The 17,195-nt window shown below is 72.8% G+C and carries 18 protein-coding genes; 11 read left to right on the top strand and 7 right to left on the bottom strand.

All coding sequences use genetic code 11. The annotated features are described in order from the left end of the window. Positions 1-26: 26 nt before the first annotated feature. The gene (locus OIE12_RS19585; RefSeq protein ID WP_329137063.1) at positions 27-1,298 is read left to right on the top strand and encodes an alpha/beta fold hydrolase; all 1,272 of its coding nucleotides are present in this window, start codon (positions 27-29) and stop codon (positions 1,296-1,298) included. Then, positions 1,264-1,839, top strand: coding sequence for a tRNA (adenosine(37)-N6)-threonylcarbamoyltransferase complex ATPase subunit type 1 TsaE (gene tsaE / locus OIE12_RS19590; protein WP_329137065.1), 576 nt, complete (start codon positions 1,264-1,266; stop codon positions 1,837-1,839). Before OIE12_RS19585 ends, tsaE begins: the two co-directional genes overlap by 35 nt. 431 nt (positions 1,840-2,270) lie before the next feature. Here tsaE and OIE12_RS19595 read toward each other — a convergent pair whose 3' ends face one another. Continuing rightward, entirely contained in the window at positions 2,271-2,831 is a 561-nt protein-coding gene (locus OIE12_RS19595) for a hypothetical protein (protein WP_329137067.1), read from the bottom strand. A 132-nt stretch (positions 2,832-2,963) separates the two neighbouring features. Between OIE12_RS19595 and tsaB the strand changes: the two genes are divergently transcribed. From tsaB to OIE12_RS19615, 4 genes are read left to right on the top strand one after another with little or no spacing between them, the layout of a single operon-like run. Then, positions 2,964-3,626, top strand: coding sequence for a tRNA (adenosine(37)-N6)-threonylcarbamoyltransferase complex dimerization subunit type 1 TsaB (tsaB, locus tag OIE12_RS19600; RefSeq protein WP_329137069.1), 663 nt, complete (start codon positions 2,964-2,966; stop codon positions 3,624-3,626). A gap of 56 nt (positions 3,627-3,682) precedes the next feature. Beyond that, positions 3,683-4,234, top strand: a complete 552-nt coding sequence (gene rimI / locus OIE12_RS19605) for a ribosomal protein S18-alanine N-acetyltransferase (protein WP_329142067.1) — start codon at positions 3,683-3,685, stop codon at positions 4,232-4,234. Beyond that, the gene (gene tsaD, locus OIE12_RS19610; protein ID WP_329137071.1) at positions 4,227-5,351 is read left to right on the top strand and encodes a tRNA (adenosine(37)-N6)-threonylcarbamoyltransferase complex transferase subunit TsaD; all 1,125 of its coding nucleotides are present in this window, start codon (positions 4,227-4,229) and stop codon (positions 5,349-5,351) included. Before rimI ends, tsaD begins: the two co-directional genes overlap by 8 nt. A 16-nt stretch (positions 5,352-5,367) precedes the next feature. Continuing rightward, positions 5,368-5,619: a hypothetical protein gene (locus OIE12_RS19615; protein ID WP_329137073.1), complete on the top strand. Its 252-nt coding sequence runs from the start codon at positions 5,368-5,370 to the stop codon at positions 5,617-5,619. Between the two features lie 59 nt (positions 5,620-5,678). Here OIE12_RS19615 and OIE12_RS19620 read toward each other — a convergent pair whose 3' ends face one another. After that, the gene (locus OIE12_RS19620; protein ID WP_329137075.1) at positions 5,679-6,854 is read right to left on the bottom strand and encodes a class I SAM-dependent methyltransferase; all 1,176 of its coding nucleotides are present in this window, start codon (positions 6,852-6,854) and stop codon (positions 5,679-5,681) included. 90 nt (positions 6,855-6,944) lie between these two features. Between OIE12_RS19620 and OIE12_RS19625 the strand changes: the two genes are divergently transcribed. From OIE12_RS19625 to OIE12_RS19640, 4 genes are all read left to right on the top strand, one after another. Then, on the top strand, positions 6,945-7,922 hold the full coding sequence (locus OIE12_RS19625; RefSeq protein WP_329137077.1) for a polysaccharide deacetylase family protein: 978 nt from the start codon (positions 6,945-6,947) through the stop codon (positions 7,920-7,922). Positions 7,923-8,161: 239 nt separating this feature from the next. Further along, positions 8,162-8,470 (top strand): co-chaperone GroES, encoded by a 309-nt coding sequence (gene groES / locus OIE12_RS19630; protein WP_009190181.1) that lies wholly within the window; start codon positions 8,162-8,164, stop codon positions 8,468-8,470. 122 nt (positions 8,471-8,592) lie between these two features. After that, on the top strand, positions 8,593-10,221 hold the full coding sequence (gene groL / locus OIE12_RS19635; RefSeq protein WP_329137079.1) for a chaperonin GroEL: 1,629 nt from the start codon (positions 8,593-8,595) through the stop codon (positions 10,219-10,221). A gap of 281 nt (positions 10,222-10,502) precedes the next feature. After that, positions 10,503-10,931 carry a hypothetical protein gene (locus tag OIE12_RS19640; RefSeq protein WP_329137080.1) on the top strand — a complete coding sequence of 143 codons (429 nt, stop codon included), beginning with the start codon at positions 10,503-10,505 and terminating at the stop codon, positions 10,929-10,931. Between the two features lie 40 nt (positions 10,932-10,971). On the opposite strand, the gene OIE12_RS19645 is transcribed toward OIE12_RS19640, so the two are convergent. Then, entirely contained in the window at positions 10,972-11,544 is a 573-nt protein-coding gene (locus OIE12_RS19645; RefSeq protein WP_329137082.1) for a TetR/AcrR family transcriptional regulator, read from the bottom strand. A gap of 161 nt (positions 11,545-11,705) precedes the next feature. On the opposite strand from OIE12_RS19645, the gene OIE12_RS19650 reads away from it, so the two are divergent. After that, a complete protein-coding gene (locus OIE12_RS19650; protein ID WP_329142069.1) occupies positions 11,706-12,707 on the top strand; it encodes an NADP-dependent oxidoreductase in 1,002 nt (333 codons plus the stop codon). A 28-nt stretch (positions 12,708-12,735) separates the two neighbouring features. Here OIE12_RS19650 and OIE12_RS19655 read toward each other — a convergent pair whose 3' ends face one another. The 4 genes from OIE12_RS19655 to OIE12_RS19670 form a co-directional block, all read right to left on the bottom strand. After that, on the bottom strand, positions 12,736-13,791 hold the full coding sequence (locus OIE12_RS19655; RefSeq protein WP_329137084.1) for a hypothetical protein: 1,056 nt from the start codon (positions 13,789-13,791) through the stop codon (positions 12,736-12,738). Positions 13,792-15,166: 1,375 nt separating this feature from the next. Beyond that, positions 15,167-15,940: an SDR family NAD(P)-dependent oxidoreductase gene (locus OIE12_RS19660; protein WP_329137086.1), complete on the bottom strand. Its 774-nt coding sequence runs from the start codon at positions 15,938-15,940 to the stop codon at positions 15,167-15,169. Between the two features lie 92 nt (positions 15,941-16,032). Further along, the gene (locus tag OIE12_RS19665) at positions 16,033-16,419 is read right to left on the bottom strand and encodes a DUF3592 domain-containing protein (protein ID WP_329137088.1); all 387 of its coding nucleotides are present in this window, start codon (positions 16,417-16,419) and stop codon (positions 16,033-16,035) included. A 76-nt stretch (positions 16,420-16,495) separates the two neighbouring features. After that, positions 16,496-17,179, bottom strand: a complete 684-nt coding sequence (locus OIE12_RS19670; RefSeq protein ID WP_329137090.1) for an MOSC domain-containing protein — start codon at positions 17,177-17,179, stop codon at positions 16,496-16,498. Between the last annotated feature and the right edge of the window lie 16 nt (positions 17,180-17,195).

Genomic DNA, 17,195 nt, shown 5'->3' on the forward strand with positions numbered 1-17,195 from the left:
CGGACCCGGAGGAGGAGGGACGGGACGTGAGCGAGAGCAGCGCGGACGCCGTGACGGCCGCGGCGGAAGCGGCCACCGGCCTCGCCACCGCCACCGCCACCACCGCCGTGGCCCCCGGCGCCGGCAGCTGGCGGCTGGCCGGCCTCGCGGGCGCGGCGGTCGGCGTCATCGCCGCGGGCGCCGCCGCCGGCGTCGCCGTCGAACGGCTCACCGTCGGTCGCGGCATGCGCCGCAAGGCCCGCCTCGCCCTCGACTCCACCGGTCCGTACGGCACCCTGCGCGGCACCCCCGGCACGGCGTACGCCGGCGACGGCACCGAGCTGTACTACGAGGTGGACGAGGCCGAACCGGAGGGCGGCCCGGCCTCGCGCCGCCGCCGGCTGTTCGGCCGCCGCACGCCCGCCCCGGTCACCATCGTCTTCAGCCACGGCTACTGCCTCAACCAGGACTCCTGGCACTTCCAGCGGGCCGCGCTGCGCGGCGTCGTCCGCACCGTCCACTGGGACCAGCGCAGCCACGGCCGGTCCGGGCGCGGGGTCGGACAGCGGGACGAGCAGGTGCCGCTCACCATCGAGCAGCTCGGCCGGGACCTGAAGGCCGTGATCGACGCGGCGGCGCCCGAGGGCCCGCTGGTGCTCGTCGGGCACTCCATGGGCGGCATGACGGTGATGGCGCTGGCCGAGCAGTACCCGGAGCTGATCCGGGAGCGGGTCGCCGGGGTCGCGCTCGTCGGCACGTCGTCCGGGCGGCTCGGCGAGGTCAACTTCGGGCTGCCGGTCGCGGGCGTCAACGCCGTGCGCCGGATACTCCCCGGGGTGCTGAAGGCACTGGGGCAGCGCGCCGAGCTGGTGGAACGAGGGCGGCGGGCCACGGCCGACCTCTTCGCCGGGATCATCAAGCGGTACTCGTTCGCCTCCCGGGACGTCGACCCCGCGGTCGCCCGCTTCGCCGAACGCATGATCGAGAACACCCCGATCGACGTCGTCGCCGAGTTCTACCCGGCCTTCACCGAGCACGACAAGACGGAGGCCCTCGCGCACTTCACGGAGGTGCCGGTGCTGGTCCTGGCCGGCGTCGACGACCTGGTCACGCCGAGCGAGCACAGCGAGGAGATCGCCCGGCTGCTCCCCGACGCCGAACTGGTGCTCGTACCGGACGCCGGGCACCTGGTGATGCTGGAGCACCCCGAGGTCGTCACCGACCGTCTCGCCGACCTCCTCGTGCGCGCGGGGGCCGTGCCGGCAGGGGCTACCGTGGGGCCTTATGGAAGCACCAGCAGCAGCGCACGACGCGGGTGAGCCCACGCCGGACTCCGGCGCCGTCCGGGATTCCGGCGCCACGCCGGACTCCGGTGGCGTCACCGCGGAGCTCACCATCGCCTCCCCCGAACAGATGCGGGAACTGGGCCGCCGGCTCGCGAAGCTCGTACGCGCCGGTGACCTGGTCATGCTCAGCGGCGAACTGGGGGCCGGCAAGACCACGCTGACCCGCGGGCTGGGCGAGGGGCTCCAGGTGCGCGGGGCGGTCACCTCGCCGACGTTCGTCATCGCGCGCGTGCACCCCTCCCTGGTGGCCGGGCCGCCGCTGGTCCACGTCGACGCCTACCGGCTGGGCGGCGGCCTGGACGAGATGGAGGACCTCGACCTGGACGTGTCCCTGCCCGAGTCCGTGGTGGTTGTCGAGTGGGGCGAGGGCAAGGTCGAGGAGCTGACGGACGAGCGGCTGCACGTGACGATCCACCGGGCGGTGGGCGACACGGCCGACGAGGTGCGGCGCGTGTCGGTCGCGGGGGTGGGGGAGCGGTGGGCCGAGGCGGACCTCGGGCCGCTGTCGGCCTGATATTGCGCCGGCGGTCGTGGGCTGGTTAGGTATACCTAACCAAGTCCGGCGCCGAGGTGTTTTCAGGAGGCGTCCATGCGACGTTCCCGCGACGAGTCGCCCTTGTCCATGCCGGTGCCGCGAGGGGCGGCGGGCATCTCCATGCAGGACCTACTGACCGCCTGTGCGGCAGCCCGAACCATTTCTTCGCCCCCGCCGCCCCTACCCGTCCCGTCCCCGGGGGCGACGCCCCCGGACCCCCGTTGAAAGATCGCGCAGTTCCCCGTGCCCCTGTCAGGGCGCGGGGCTGTGTCGATTCGCGGCTCCGCCGCGTGGGCGCGAGAAGCCCCACCCACCCGCACGTCCGGGGTCCAAGGGGCGGAGCCCCTTGAACGGATGGGAAGGGTAGGGGCGGCGGGGGCGAAAAAACCCGGGTGAACCCCCCACCCCACCTACTGAACGACCACCACCGGCCGCCCCACCCCCGCGAACTCCCACATCGCGCTGCCGTCCGCGCGCCCCTCCCGAATCCCACCCAACTTCTTCGTCGCGTCCGGCTCCGCCGTGGACCCGTCCACCGCCGCACTGAATCCCACCGGCACCCCACCCGCCGCCGTGAACAGCACCACGTGCTCGATCGGCACCCCGTCCGACCCCGTCACCGCCGCCGTCCGCGACGTCACCGTGTACTTCCCCGGCGCCGGATCCACCGTCCCCGGCATCACCTCGAACGTCCGCCGCACCTTGTCACCCGCGCCGACCAGCCACACCCGGTCGTCCCCCAGCGCGTACACGACCCGCTCGCCCGTCCCCGAGCCCTCCGGCACGGCAACCGTCCGCTTCTTCGTCGCGCCGGGCGTCTTCTCCGCCCCGGCCGCCGGCGACTTCGTCGCCTTCTCCGGCGTGCCCAGCGTGTCCGGCGCGTTCGCCGACGCCTGGTAGGCGAGGAATCCGACCGCGGCGACCGCCGCCACGGTGAGCCCGGCCACGAATCCCGAGCTGCTCCTGGCCACCTGTGCCCACCTCTCCGGAAGTACGACTGGTACGACTTTCACCGGTCGTACCTGCTCGCTGTGACGGTAGCAGCAGCCGTACGCCGCACCGGCTCGCCCGTGCGCCGGGCTCCGGCGCCGTAGGCTGTTCGCGTGCTCTTGCTCGCTCTCGATACCGCCACCCCCGCCGTGACCGTCGCGCTGCACGACGGCACGTCCGTCGTCGCCTCCTCGAGCCAGGTGGACGCCCGCCGGCACGGGGAGCTGCTGCTGCCCGCCGTCGACCGGGTCCTCGCCGAGGCAGGCACCCGGCTGGACGCCGTCACCGGTGTCGTCGTGGGCGTCGGCCCCGGCCCGTACACCGGGCTGCGCGTCGGCCTGATGACCGCCGACACCTTCGGGCTCGCGCTCGGCGTCCCGGTGCACGGCCTGTGCACGCTGGACGCCCTCGCCTACGCGGCCGCCGACGCGGGCCTCACCGGCCCCTTCGTCGTGGCCACCGACGCCCGGCGCAAAGAGGTCTACTGGGCGCGTTACGACGACCCCCGCACGCGGGCCGGCGAGCCGGCCGTCGACCGTCCCGCCGACCTCGCGGAGGCGGTCGCCGGGCTCCCCGCCGTCGGCGCGGGCGCCGCCCTCTATCCCGACACCTTCACGGACGTCCGGGGCCCCGCGCACGTCTCGGCCGCCGCGCTCGCCTCCCTCGCCGCGGAACGGCTCGTGGCCGGCGCCGCGCTGCTGCCGCCCCGTCCCCTGTACCTGCGCCGCCCCGACGCGCAGGTGCCCAAGAACTACAAGGTGGTCACCCCCAAGTGACCCCACCCGAGACGCCCGGCATCCCCGAGGGCCCCACGCCCCCCGTCCTGCGCGAGATGCGCTGGTGGGACATCGACCCCGTCCTCGAACTGGAACGCGAACTGTTCCCCGAGGACGCCTGGTCGCGCGGCATGTTCTGGTCGGAGCTCGCCCACTCGCGCGGCCCGGAGGCGACCCGCCGCTACTACGTCGCCGTCGCCGGGGAGCGCCTCGTCGGCTACGCGGGCCTCGCCGCCCAGGGCGACCAGGGCGACGTCCAGACCATCGCCGTCGCCCGCGACCAGTGGGGCACCGGGCTCGGCGGCCGGTTGCTGACCGGACTGCTGCGGGCCGCCACCGCGTTCGAGTGCGCCGAGGTCATGCTCGAGTGCCGCGTCGACAACGTCCGCGCGCAGAAGCTGTACGAGCGCTTCGGCTTCGAGGCCATCGGCTTCCGGCGCGGCTACTACCAGCCGGGCAACGTGGACGCCGTCGTCATGCGTCTGACCGACCCGGTCACCGCCGTCACCGCTGTCACCGCCGGACAGGAGCCGCTGCCCGGACCCGTCTCGGGGCCCGCACCAGGACCCGTACCAGGACCAGTACAAGGAACCGACCCCCATGGCTGACTCAGCTGCCGCCCGACGCGACGAGCCGCTCGTCCTCGGCATCGAGACCTCCTGCGACGAGACCGGCGTCGGCATCGTGCGCGGCACGACGCTGCTCGCGGACGCCGTCGCCTCCAGCGTCGACGAGCACGCGCGCTTCGGCGGCGTCGTACCGGAGGTGGCCTCCCGCGCCCATCTGGAGGCCATGGTCCCGACCATCGAGCGAGCCCTGAAGGACGCCGGGATCACCGCCCGCGACCTCGACGGCATCGCCGTCACCGCGGGCCCGGGGCTCGCGGGGGCCCTGCTGGTCGGCGTCTCGGCGGCCAAGGCGTACGCCTACGCGCTCGGCAAGCCGCTGTACGGCGTCAACCACCTCGCCTCGCACATCTGTGTGGACCAGCTGGAGCACGGCCCGCTGCCCGAGCCGACGATGGCGCTGCTGGTCTCCGGCGGCCACTCCTCGCTCCTGCTCTCTTCCGACATCACCTCCGACGTCCGGCCGATGGGCGCCACCATCGACGACGCGGCCGGCGAGGCGTTCGACAAGGTCGCCCGGGTGCTCAACCTCGGCTTCCCCGGCGGCCCCGTCATCGACCGGTACGCGCGCGAGGGCGACCCGGAGGCCATCGCGTTCCCGCGCGGACTGACCGGGCCCCGCGACGCCGCGTACGACTTCTCCTTCTCCGGCCTCAAGACCGCCGTGGCCCGCTGGATCGAGGCCAGGCGGGCGGCGGGCGAGGAGGTGCCGGTGCGGGACGTGGCGGCCTCCTTCCAGGAGGCGGTGGTGGACGTGCTCACCCGCAAGGCCGTCCGGCTCTGCAAGGACGAGGGCGTCGATCATCTGATGATCGGCGGCGGTGTCGCCGCCAACTCCCGGCTGCGCGCGCTGGCGCAGGAGCGGTGCGAGGCGGCCGGCATCCGGCTGCGCGTGCCCCGGCCCAAGCTGTGCACGGACAACGGGGCGATGGTCGCCGCGCTGGGCGCCGAGATGGTGGCCCGCAACCGCGCCGCCTCCGCGTGGGACCTGTCGGCGGACTCGTCGCTGCCGGTGACGGAGTCGCACGTGCCCGGTGCCGGTTATTACGAAGGTCATGACCACGTGCACGAGGTGAGCAAGGAGAACCTGTACTCGTGAGGGAGGGCCGGTCGTCGTGACCGTCGCGCTGATGTGGGAGGCCCGGGCGGTGGCCGGCCGGGGCGAGGAACTGTTGGCGTGGGCGGGGGAGCAGGAGCTCGCGCCCGCGCCGCTGCGCCGCCAGACCTTTCGCGCCCCGCAGGACAGGGTCCTGGTCATCACCTGGTGGGACGCGCCCTACGACGCTCCGGGGCTGCCCGAACTCCCGGAGCCGGGCGGGGAGCTGGTGACCCGTCCGGTGCACCGCTGGCGGTTCGAACAGGTGTAGGTCCGGGTGGCCTGCGCCCTGTGTCCTTCCTTCCGGCTGATCCGGGTGCCCCGTGTCCCTTACGGCACGGGGTGCCCGAGGAGCATCACCGGTGCGCCCTCCCGGCGCGTCAGGAAGACGGTCACCGCCGCGCGGCCGTGCGGCTTCGGCAGCACCTTGCGTCGCAGTTCCTCCGGTTCGACGGCCGACCCGCGCTTCTTCACGGTCAGGACGCCGACCTCGCGCTCCCGCAGCAGCGCCTTCAACCGCTTGACGTTGAAGGGGAGTTGGTCGGTGAGCTCGTACAGGGTCGCGTACGGCGTGGGCCGGGGCGCGTCGGCGGTGACGTACGCGATCGTCGCGTCGATCAGCCCGCCGCCGACCTCCTCGGCCACCTCGGCGACCAGATGCGCCCGGATGACGGCGCCGTCGGGCTCGTACAGATAGCGGCCCAGGGGGCGGACCGGCGGGTCGGGGAGGCCGCGCCCGCGCAGGGTGTGCCCGTCCGGCAGCAGCGTGGAGCGTACGAGGCCGGGCTCGGTGCCGAACCACAGCACCGCCTCCTTCACGTCCCCGCCGTCGGAGATCCACTCCGCCTCGGCCTCGCCCGGCACCGCCTCGTGCGGGATGCCGGGCGCGACCTTGAGCGCGGCGTGGGGCGCGCTGCGGGCGGCGTTCACGGCCCAGGAGAGCGGGGGCGAGTACGCCTCGGGGTCGAACACCCGGCCGCGTCCGCCGCGCCTGGCCGGGTCCACGAAGACGGCGTCGTACCCGGAGGTGTCGACCTCCGTGACGTCCGCCTCGCGTACCTCGATGAGATCCGCGAGCCCGAGCGCCTCGGCGTTCGCCCGCGCCACGGCGGCGGTCAGCGGGTCCCGGTCCACCGCCAGGACCCGGATGCCGGCGCGGGCGAGCGCGAGGGCGTCGCCGCCGATGCCGCAGCACAGGTCGGCGACGGAGGTGACGCCGAGCGTGCGCAGCCGCCGGGCGCGGTACTCCGCCACCGTGGTGCGGGTCGACTGCTCGACACCGTGGGGCGTGAAGAACATCCGTTCGGCGTCGGCGGCCGGGAACTTCGCCGCCGCCCGCTGCCGCAGCCGGGCCTGGGCGAGAGCGGCCGACACCAGTTCGGCGGGATGCGTGCGGCGCAGCCGGGTGGCGACGGCGAGTTCGCGCGCCGGGTCGGTGCCGCGCACCTCGTCGAGGAGGGCGCGGCCCTCGGAGGTGAGCAGGGCGGCGAAGGAGGCGTCGTTCACCTGGTCATTGTGGGCCAGTCGGTGGACCGTGTGCCGCCGGTCGCGGTGTCGGGCGGGTGCGGGGGCGGGTGACTGCGAGGATCCGGCGCCATGCGACTCGTACGACAAAACGATGAATGCGGCGCACAGCGTGCAAAGCGCGCGAAGAGTGTCAAACCCGCACGGCGGGGGCGCGTGGTGGTGCCGGCGGTGGCGCGTGGAAGCCTCGCCCTGCTCGCGGTGGCCGCGCTCACCTCCGGATGCTCCACTCCCCCCAAGTCGCCCGTTGCGCACGGCGCGCAGGGCGGCAAGCGGCAACTGCAGGCGCCCCCGGCGCGCGCCCTGGATTCCTACGCCGAGAAACTGCGCGCCGCGCACACCGCACGGGTCGCGGCGGCGAAGCGCTGGGGCCTGAAGGGCACGCCGCTGACGGCGCCGCCCCCGGCGAAGAAGCCGGTCATCACCACCCGCAAGGGCTTCGAGGTCGAGGACGGCGACGATCTGCCGCCCGTCTTCACCACCGTCCCCACCAAGGACAAGGTCGTCTTCCTCACCATCGACGACGGGGCCGAGAAGGACCCCGAGTTCCTGAAGATGATGAGCGAGCTGAAGATCCCCTACACGGCGTTCCTCAGCAACTACCTGGTCAAGGACGACTACGGCTACTTCCGCACGATGCGGGACCTGGGTGCGGGCGTCAACAACCACACCCTCCATCACCCCTACCTGCCGGGGCTGTCGTACGAGGAACAGCGGCACGAGATCTGCGCCATGCAGGACATCATGCGCAGGGAGTTCGGCAGGCGCCCGGAGATGATGCGGCCGCCGTACGGCAACTACAACCGGGACACCCTGGTCGCGGCGAAGTCCTGCGGCGTCAAGTACGCGCCGATCTGGGACGAGGAGGTCTACGTCGACCACTGGGAGTACCGCGAGGACGACCGGAGCCTGCACCCCGGGGACATCGTCCTCACCCACTTCCGGGGCACGGACGACTGGGACGGCACGATGGTCGACGACATGCGCCGCTTCCTGAACAAGGTCACGGCGGAGGGGTACGCGGTGGCCCGCCTGGAGGACTATCTCTGAGGAGCCCGGGAGGGTGCCTCCGGAACTCCTGCGGTGGCCCCGCGTCCGACACAGCCGCGCAGCGAACTGGCACTCCGCTTGACCGAGTGCTAATCGCAGTCATAGTCTCGGCTCTGGCACTCCCCACCGGAGAGTGCCAACAACGCGACGGGCAGGTCCGGCACCCGCGACGACGGATCGACCTGGTCGCCACCTCAGACAGTTAACCCCGTGAGATCTCCGAAGGGGGAGGTCGGATCGTGACGACCGCCAGCTCCAAGGTTGCCATCAAGCCGCTCGAGGACCGCATCGTGGTCCAGCCGCTGGACGCCGAGCAGACCACGGCCTCTGGCCTGGTCATCCCGGACACCGCCAAGGAGAAGCCCCAGGAGGGCGTCGTCCTGGCCGTGGGCCCGGGCCGCTTCGAGGACGGCAACCGCCTTCCGCTCGACGTCAAGGTCGGCGACGTCGTGCTCTACAGCAAGTACGGCGGCACCGAGGTGAAGTACAACAACGAGGAGTACCTCGTCCTCTCGGCGCGCGACGTGCTCGCGATCATCGAGAAGTAAGTAATTCACCTCAGCATTCGTGCTGTGAGCTGCGCCCCTGGCCCCCCGCGACCTATAAGTAGCCGGGCGTCCGGGGCGCAGTGCCTTTTTCACCCAGATTTCGAAAGAGGGCTCACGCTCCCATGGCGAAGATCCTGAAGTTCGACGAGGACGCCCGTCGCGCCCTCGAGCGCGGCGTCAACAAGCTTGCCGACACGGTGAAGGTGACGATCGGCCCCAAGGGCCGCAACGTCGTCATCGACAAGAAGTTCGGCGCCCCCACCATCACCAACGACGGTGTCACCATCGCCCGTGAGGTCGAGGTCGAGGACCCGTACGAGAACCTCGGCGCCCAGCTGGTGAAGGAGGTGGCGACCAAGACCAACGACATCGCGGGTGACGGTACGACCACCGCCACCGTGCTGGCCCAGGCGCTGGTCCGCGAGGGCCTGCGCAACGTCGCCGCCGGCGCCTCCCCGGCCCTCCTCAAGAAGGGCATCGACGCCGCGGTCAAGGCCGTCTCCGACGAGCTGCTCGCCACCGCGCGGCCGATCGAGGAGAAGTCCGACATCGCCGCCGTCGCCGCGCTGTCCGCCCAGGACCAGCAGGTCGGCGAGCTCATCGCCGAGGCGATGGACAAGGTCGGCAAGGACGGTGTCATCACCGTCGAGGAGTCCAACACCTTCGGTCTGGAGCTGGACTTCACCGAGGGCATGGCCTTCGACAAGGGCTACCTGTCGCCGTACTTCGTGACGGACCAGGAGCGCATGGAGGCCGTCCTCGAGGACCCGTACATCCTCATCAACCAGGGCAAGATCTCCTCCATCGCGGACATGCTGCCGCTGCTCGAGAAGATCATCCAGACCAACTCCTCGAAGCCGCTGCTGATCATCGCCGAGGACGTCGAGGGCGAGGCCCTGTCGACGCTGGTCGTCAACAAGATCCGCGGCACGTTCAACGCCGTCGCGGTGAAGGCCCCCGGCTTCGGCGACCGCCGCAAGGCGATGCTCGGCGACATGGCCACGCTCACCGGTGCCACCGTCATCGCCGAGGAGGTCGGCCTCAAGCTCGACCAGGTCGGCCTGGACGTGCTGGGCACCGCCCGCCGCGTGACGGTCACCAAGGACGACACCACGATCGTGGACGGCGGCGGCGAGAGCGCCGACGTCCAGGGCCGCGTCGCCCAGATCAAGGCCGAGATCGAGACCACGGACTCCGACTGGGACCGCGAGAAGCTCCAGGAGCGCCTCGCGAAGCTGGCCGGCGGCGTGTGCGTGATCAAGGTCGGCGCCGCCACCGAGGTGGAGCTGAAGGAGAAGAAGCACCGTCTGGAGGACGCCATCTCCGCGACCCGCGCCGCGGTCGAGGAGGGCATCGTCTCCGGTGGTGGCTCCGCCCTGGTGCACGCCGCGAAGGTCCTGAACGACAGCCTGGGCAAGACGGGCGACGAGGCCACCGGCGTCGCCATCGTGCGTCGCGCGGTCGTCGAGCCGCTGCGCTGGATCGCCGAGAACGCCGGCCTGGAGGGCTACGTCATCGCCTCCAAGGTCGCCGAGCTCGACAAGGGCAACGGTTACAACGCCGCGACGGGCGAGTACGGCGACCTGGTCAAGGTCGGCGTCATCGACCCGGTCAAGGTCACCCGCTCCGCCCTGGAGAACGCCGCCTCCATCGCCTCCCTCCTCCTGACGACCGAGACCCTGGTCGTCGAGAAGAAGGAAGAAGAAGAGCCGGCCGCCGCAGCGGGCCACAGCCACGGCCACGCCCACTGAGCACCCACACCACACGGTTCCCCGCGCCCCCGCAAGGGGCGCGGGGCTGTGTTGTCTGCGCGGCTCCGCCGCGCTGGGCGCGAGGAGTCACCGTGCCCCGATAGGGGCGCGGGGAACTGCGCGAGAAGCCCCACCGGCGGTCGGCCGACAACGCACCCCGGGGTCCAAGGGGCGGAGCCCCTTGAAGGGACGGGAAGGGTAGGGGCGGCGGGGGCGAGAAAGGCCCGTTGTCAGTGCCACACGCCATGATGCGAGGGCAGAGGACGACAGGGGAGGGCTCCATGCGCACACCCGTCACGGGCGAGGTCCACGTCCACTACTGGCAGCTCTACGTCGAGAGCAACCCCGACGAACCAACCCCGGACCTCGCCGAGGCATACGCAGGCCGGCAGAACGGCCTCTGCGGAGCCGCAGTCCCCGGCGCACTCGAACTGACGGAGCTGAGGCCGCTGCCGAGAGGCACGGGGCACGGCCTGGCGGCGCTGGTCACACTCACCGACCCGTCCCTCGCCTCGTCCGGCCCCCACCTCATCTCCCCACCGCACGTCGCCCTCCCCGCCGTGATCGCCGCCGCCGACCCCGACCCGCTGCGCGCCGCACTGGACGCGGAGCGCGCGGCGGTGAGCACGTACGGCGAGCACTACCCGGCCCTCCTGACGGAGATACGCGCGGCCTGCGCGACGGAAGAGGACCCGATCGCACAGCGCTGAAAGTGAGAGGCGCCACGGGGGCGCGAGCGGCCCGCGCCGCTCACCGCTCGCGCCCCTCGCCCCCCGCCGCCCGCCTCAGCACCGCACTGGCGACCACGTCGAAAAGATGACCGGCGCGCGGCGCGAGCGACGGCTGATCGCCGAGCCACGCGAGCGCCGAGATCAGCGCGAACAGATCGACGCCGTCGACGTCGGTCCGCGCCGCGCCCGCGTCCTGCGCACGCGTGAGCAGCCGCGTACCGGCCGCGCGCAGGGCGACGCAGGAGGCGTGGAGGGCCGACTCCTCGTCCTCCATCGCGGCCGCCATCAACGCCACGACCCCCCGGTACTCGTGCGTCAGCGCCACACAGTCACGCACCCATGCGACGAGCGCGTCCTCGGGCCGATGGGACGTCTCGAGGACGTCCGCCCGTGCCGTCAGCTCGTCGAAGCCCGTGCGGAGCAGGGCTTCGAGCAGCGCCTCGCGGCTCGGGAAGTGCCGGAGCAGCGTCGCGAGCCCCACCCCCGCCCGGCGGGCGATGTCGCGCAGGGAGACGTCGACGCCCTCCTCGGTGAGGGCGGTGCCCGCGACCGCGAGCAGATGGTCGTGGTTCTTCCTGGCGTCGGCCCGCATGGCGTCCCTTGACTCTTCCCTTGACTATCCGGATCAGTGAACCGTATCTTTCTGGATCAGTGGTCCGGATATCCGGATCGCTGATCCATTCAGCGTAGCCCCGGCAGGAACGGGAGAGAACCATGTCCGCACAGACCCCGACGCAAGACCTGGCACGGACGATGAAGGCGATCCGGCTGCACGGGTTCGGCGGCCCCGAGGTGTTGCGCCACGAGGAGGTGCCGGTGCCCGAACCGGGCCCGGGCGAGGTGCTCGTCCGCGTGCACGCGGCCGGCCTCAACCCCCCCGACTGGTACGCGCGGGAGGGCATGCCCGACGTGCCCCCCGAGCTGAGGCCCCCGTTCGCACTCCCGCTGATCCCCGGCACCGACATCTCGGGCGTGGTCGAGGCCGTCGCCCCGGGCGTCGACGGCTTCGCGGCCGGGGACGAGGTGTTCGGCCTCCTGCGCTTCCCCGCCGCCCTCCAGGCCGGCGCCTACGCCGAGTACGTCACCGCCCCGGCCTCCGACCTCGCCCTCAAGCCGGCGTCCGTCGACCACGTGCAGGCCGCCGCCCTGCCCATGTCGGGGTTGACGGCGTGGCAGTACCTGATCGAACTGGGGCACGACCACCCCTCGCCGTTCCAGGAGGCCCGGCACCGCCCGATGGCGCTCGGCGAGGGCACCACGGTGCTGGTCAACGGCGCCGCCGGCGGCGTCGGCCACCTCGCCCTGCAACTGGCCAAGTGGAAGGGCGCCCGGGTCGTCGCCGTGGCCTCCGGCGCCCACGAGGCGTTCCTGCGCGAGCTCGGCGCGGACGAGTTCATCGACTACACCAAGGAACGGCCCGAGGAGGCCGTCCGCGACCTCGACCTCGTCCTGGACACCGTCGGCGGTCCCCACAGCAGGCGCTTCCTGCGCACGCTCAGGCGTGGCGGAGCCCTCTACCCGGTCTACTTCGGCGAGTTCGACGACGAGGAGAACGCGGCGCTGGGCGTCACGGTCACCGCCACCCAGGTCCGCGCGAACGGCGCGCAACTGGCCGAGCTGGGACAGCTGCTCGACGCGGGCACGCTCCGCGTCGCGATCGACAGCACGTTCCCCCTCGCAGACGTCCGCACCGCGCACGCACGCGCCGCCCGGGGACACATCCGCGGCAAGATCGTCCTGGAGACCCGCGCCTGATCCGTCCGAGAGGGCGTCCGACGCCCTCTCAGAGCAGCGCCCCCAGCGACAGCACCCGCTCCGAGAGCCGCCCCCGCAGCCGGCCCGCGTCCGTGTCGGCCTCGCCCTCGCCGAGCCAGTCCGCGGCGAGCAGCCGTTCGACGTGCGGGCCGAGTTCACCCGGCGGCAGACCACAGAACGCGGCGGCCCCGGCCAGGTCGAGACCGTCTTCCTCGACGCCGCCGAGCCGCCCGTCGGGGCGGACATGACCGGCGGTCCAGAGCGCGAGGAGCCGCGTCGCGGCACCCGCCTTCTTCTTGCGCAGCTTCCGGTCGCCCACCACCTTCTGCGCCCAGCCGGAGAGCCGCGCGCGGCTGACCTTGCCGAAGGAGAACGGACGGGAGTCGCCGGGCAGCAGCGTCGGGACGGTGATCTGGGCGGGGTCCTCGGAGCGGGCGACCAGCGCGTCGGCGACCGTGACCGACTCGGGCAGCCGCAGCCAGCCCGAGTCGAGGAGCTGTTCGAGCACCCGTTCGGCGTCGCCCTGCAGCCAGCCGGTGAAGTCCTGTCCGGTGACGTTCCCGAGGCCGGCGCGCGCGGCCCGCAGGGTGAGCATGAACACCGCGAGCCGCACCTCGGGCTCGGGGCGCGGCGAGTGGTCCCGGACGTGCGCGAGGACCGTACGGGCGTGTACGGCCTGGGCGCGGCTCAGCAGCCGCTCGACCGCCGGCCCGCCCTCGCCCACGGGCACCCCGACGCGGTTCTCGTTCATCTGCCGGGCGGCCAGCGCGGCCTTCTCCGCCCGCTCCGCCTCCTCGCGCAGCGTCGAGTCACCGGTGACGTCGGCCCACAGGGCGAACGCGCGGGCCTTGCGGTCGTGAAGCCCGGCGAGGAGGGCGAGGTCGGGGTCGGGACGGCGCTGGTACTCACGGAACGCGTCGCCGAGCTCGATGAGTTCCAGCCGCAGGACGTCGGGCTGGAGGTCGTACGGCACGATCCGCTGCGCGATCTTCCCCCACCGCCGCGCCCGCCGGCCCGCCCCACGCGCCCCACCGGCCCGAGCCCCCGGCACGCCGCCCCGCCCCTCCGCACCGGGCTTCGGCACGGGCCGGGCCTCCGACCCCGAGCCCCCACCGGAACCGGAATCCGCGGCAGCGCCCGAAGCCGAGGCCGAAGACGGAGCCGCAGCCGGAGTCGCAGCCGGAGTCGAAGACCGAGCCGGAGCCGAGGGCCCGGCGGACGATACTCCGGACGTCACCCCGGCCGTCGCCCCGCAGTCGGAAAAGACGGCCACCGTCGCACCGCCACCGCCACCGCCACCACCGCCACCCCCCACCGGCTCCCGCTCCCCGCCCGAACTCGCCGTATGAGCCGCCACCGGGGCCGGAGCCGGAACCGGAGCCGAAGCCGTCGGCGATGCGGCCGTGTCCAGCACCCGACACCCCTGCGTGGCGGCCGCACACCGCGCGCACACCTCCGCGATCCGCCACAGCCGCCCCGCACGGTCCGCGAACACCGTCAGGACCACCGGCCCGCCGCACCGCCCCGCGCCCGCCGCGGACCGCGTCCCCGCACGCCGTCCCGTGAGGATCTCGGGGGAGTGCCAGCCGCAGTCGGCGGCCCGGCACCCACACCACGCCTCACTACGCGGCCCGCCCCCCGCACGGACGCCGGCGAGATGCGTGTTGACGTGCGCGACCGCGGCCTTGCGCCCTTCGGGGGCGCCGGGCAGCCGCTGATCGCCGCAGTCGGGGGAGGAGCAACTGAGCCGCACCGCACCCGAGGAGGGACCGCCGAACGGATCGAGCCGCACCGTCCACACCCGCCCCGGCACCCGCCGCACGCCGGCCTCCGCCGCCACACCCCCCGCATTGGCGCCACCGACGAACAACTCGCCCCGACCACCGGTGTCCGCGCTCACGCGATGCCGCCCTCTCCCCTGTGCACGACCAGCCGCGCACGACCAGCCGTATACGACCTGCTGTGTGTAAGCCTGCTGTGTGTAAGCCTGCTGTGTAGGGACCCGCCGTCCGCGACCCGTCTCCGCCCGCGCCCGCGTCCGCCCCGCGGCCTCCCCCGCTCCGCGCGGACCGCCGCGACTGGACCGTACGCCGCAGCGGCACACCCCGTAAGGCCCGCACCACGACAGATCACACGTTCGGGTGACACCCCTCACCCTCAGCGGCCGTCCGACGCCACCTCAATGACGCCCCGTCACGCGCACTGCCCGGTCGACTGCTTCTGCTTGAAGGGAAAAGGCCGCCGCGCACCGCATCATGACGTCAGCTCGTACCGTCCACCGTCCACCGTCCGCATAAGGACGTGCCTGCCGCCACAGCGGAGAGCTTCTGTCGACGACGGCGACGCTCTCCTCGCGGTGCGTGCCGCCGGCATCGCTCCCCTCCGCAGGCCACCGGGCGGGGCCGCGGCGGCGGATCCCGTCGAGCAGCATGAGCCGGCGCCCCACTGTTCCGCCGCGGCTACCGCGGCCCGTACCGGCGGCCCGTGCGGGAGGTGATCGTGCCGAGGAGCGTGCGCGGTGTCAGTCTGGCCAGGCCCATGAGCGTCTTGTAGCGGGGGTCGGGGATGGACAGTGACTTGCCGCGGGCCAGGTCCGCCAGGGCCGCCGCGACGACCTTGTCCGCGTCGAGCCACATCCAGCCGGGGATGCTGTCCGTTCCCATCCCGGCCCGCTGGTGGAACTCGGTGCGGGTGAAGCCGGGGCACAGCGCCATCAGCCGTACGCCGCTGCCCGCGAGGTCCTTCGCCGCGCCCTGGGTGAACTGCACGATCCACGCCTTGGACGCCCCGTACGTGCCGCGCGGGACGAACGCGGCGACGGAGGCCACGTTGACCACTCCACCGCGCCCGCGCTCCCGCATCGCCTCCGCCGCGGCCGATGTCAGCCGCAGGACCGCCTCGCAGTGCACCTTGATCATGCGGAGCTCGTCGGCCATGGCCACGTCCAGGTAGCGGCCCTTGTTGCCGAAGCCGGCGTTGTTGACCAGCAGGTCGACCGGGTGCGTACGGTCACCGAGGCGGGCGGCCACGGTGTCGATGCCGGCGTCCGTCGCGAGGTCCGCGGTGAGCACCTCGACCTCGACGCCGTGGCGGTCGTGCAACTCGGTCGCCTGCTCCCGCAGACGTGTGGTGTCCCGGGCGACGAGAACGAGGCTGTGGCCGTCGGCCCCGAGCCGCCGCGCGAAGGCGGAACCGATTCCGGAGGTCGATCCCGTGATCAGAGCGGTAGTCATGCGCCAAGGCTAGGTGCCCGGGCCGTCCCCAACGTTCCTCCGAGAGGGGGCGGCCCACGCAGGGTGCGCCGGAGGCACCGGATGACGGCCGCCTACAGGACGTGCGTCACCAGCAGGATGCCGAGGGCCAGTCCCGTCACGCCCATCATGTCGTAGTGCCTCCAGAGCGGTCTTCGGGAGATGAGCGCGGTCTCCGCGCGCTGGGGGGACGCCGGGTCGAAGAGGATCGTGACGCTGTCGCCTTCCCGGGTGCCCGGTGGGACGTCACTCTCGCCCGCGCTGTGTGTCCGCGTGACGCCGTCCGGCGTCGTGTAGCTCAGCAGGTACTGCGGACCTCCCCTGCCGCGCCATTGACGGTCGAAGCACCGTGCGGTGATCTCGAGGCCCCGGGAGCGCAGTATCAGCCGCCGCCGCATCTGCCACACCACCACCACCGCGAGCAGCGCCGCGAAGACGTCGTAGACGATTGTGTCGGACACTTTTTTCCCCCGTTCCGTCACCGCATCGGTGAGCAGCATGAAAGCAGCACATGAGGGCGTGGGGTGGGACCTCTCCTCACGCCGGCGAGACCCCCCGAGCCGCCCGCAACCGCTCCAGCTCTTCACGCACCTCCGTGTGCAGCGCCGCTCCCGCCACCGCGAGCCGCGGCAGCAGCTCCCGCTCCGTCGTCGTCGCCCGGAACTCCAGCGTCGCCGTCACTCCGTGTCCCGGCCTCCGCACGATTTCCACCGCGTCGCCGGCCCGGATCACTCCCTCTTCGATCACCCGCAGATACGCCCCCGTGACCCCTTTCTGCGAGAACCGCTTCACCCAGCCCGGCTCCCCGAGATGCCCCTGGAACGTCCGGCACGGTATGCGTCCCGACGACACCTCCAGTACCGGACCGTCCTCGCCCCCGATCCGCCACCGCTCACCTATCTCCGCGCCCGAGACGTCCAGCCCCTCCGTCGTCAGGTTCTCCCCGAAGGCGCCGTTGCGCAGGCGGCGTCCCAGCTCGCGCTCCCACTCGTCCAGGTCCTCCCGCGCGTAGGCGTACACCGCCTGGTCGTTTCCGCCGTGGTGCCGTCTGTCGCACACCGCGTCACCGGCGAGCCCGCTCCCACCGATGCCCTTCGGCCCCGGCGCCGCCACCCGTACGGGGCCCTCCACCGGCCATTTGTCGATACCCGTCAGCCCCTCGGGCTGGTGGGTGTACGGCACGGCGAGGGGACGTCCGACGTTCAGGCTGAGAACTTTCATGCACGCAGAGTAACCG

The sequence above is a fragment of the Streptomyces sp. NBC_00670 genome (assembly GCF_036226765.1).
Lineage (GTDB): Bacteria > Actinomycetota > Actinomycetes > Streptomycetales > Streptomycetaceae > Streptomyces.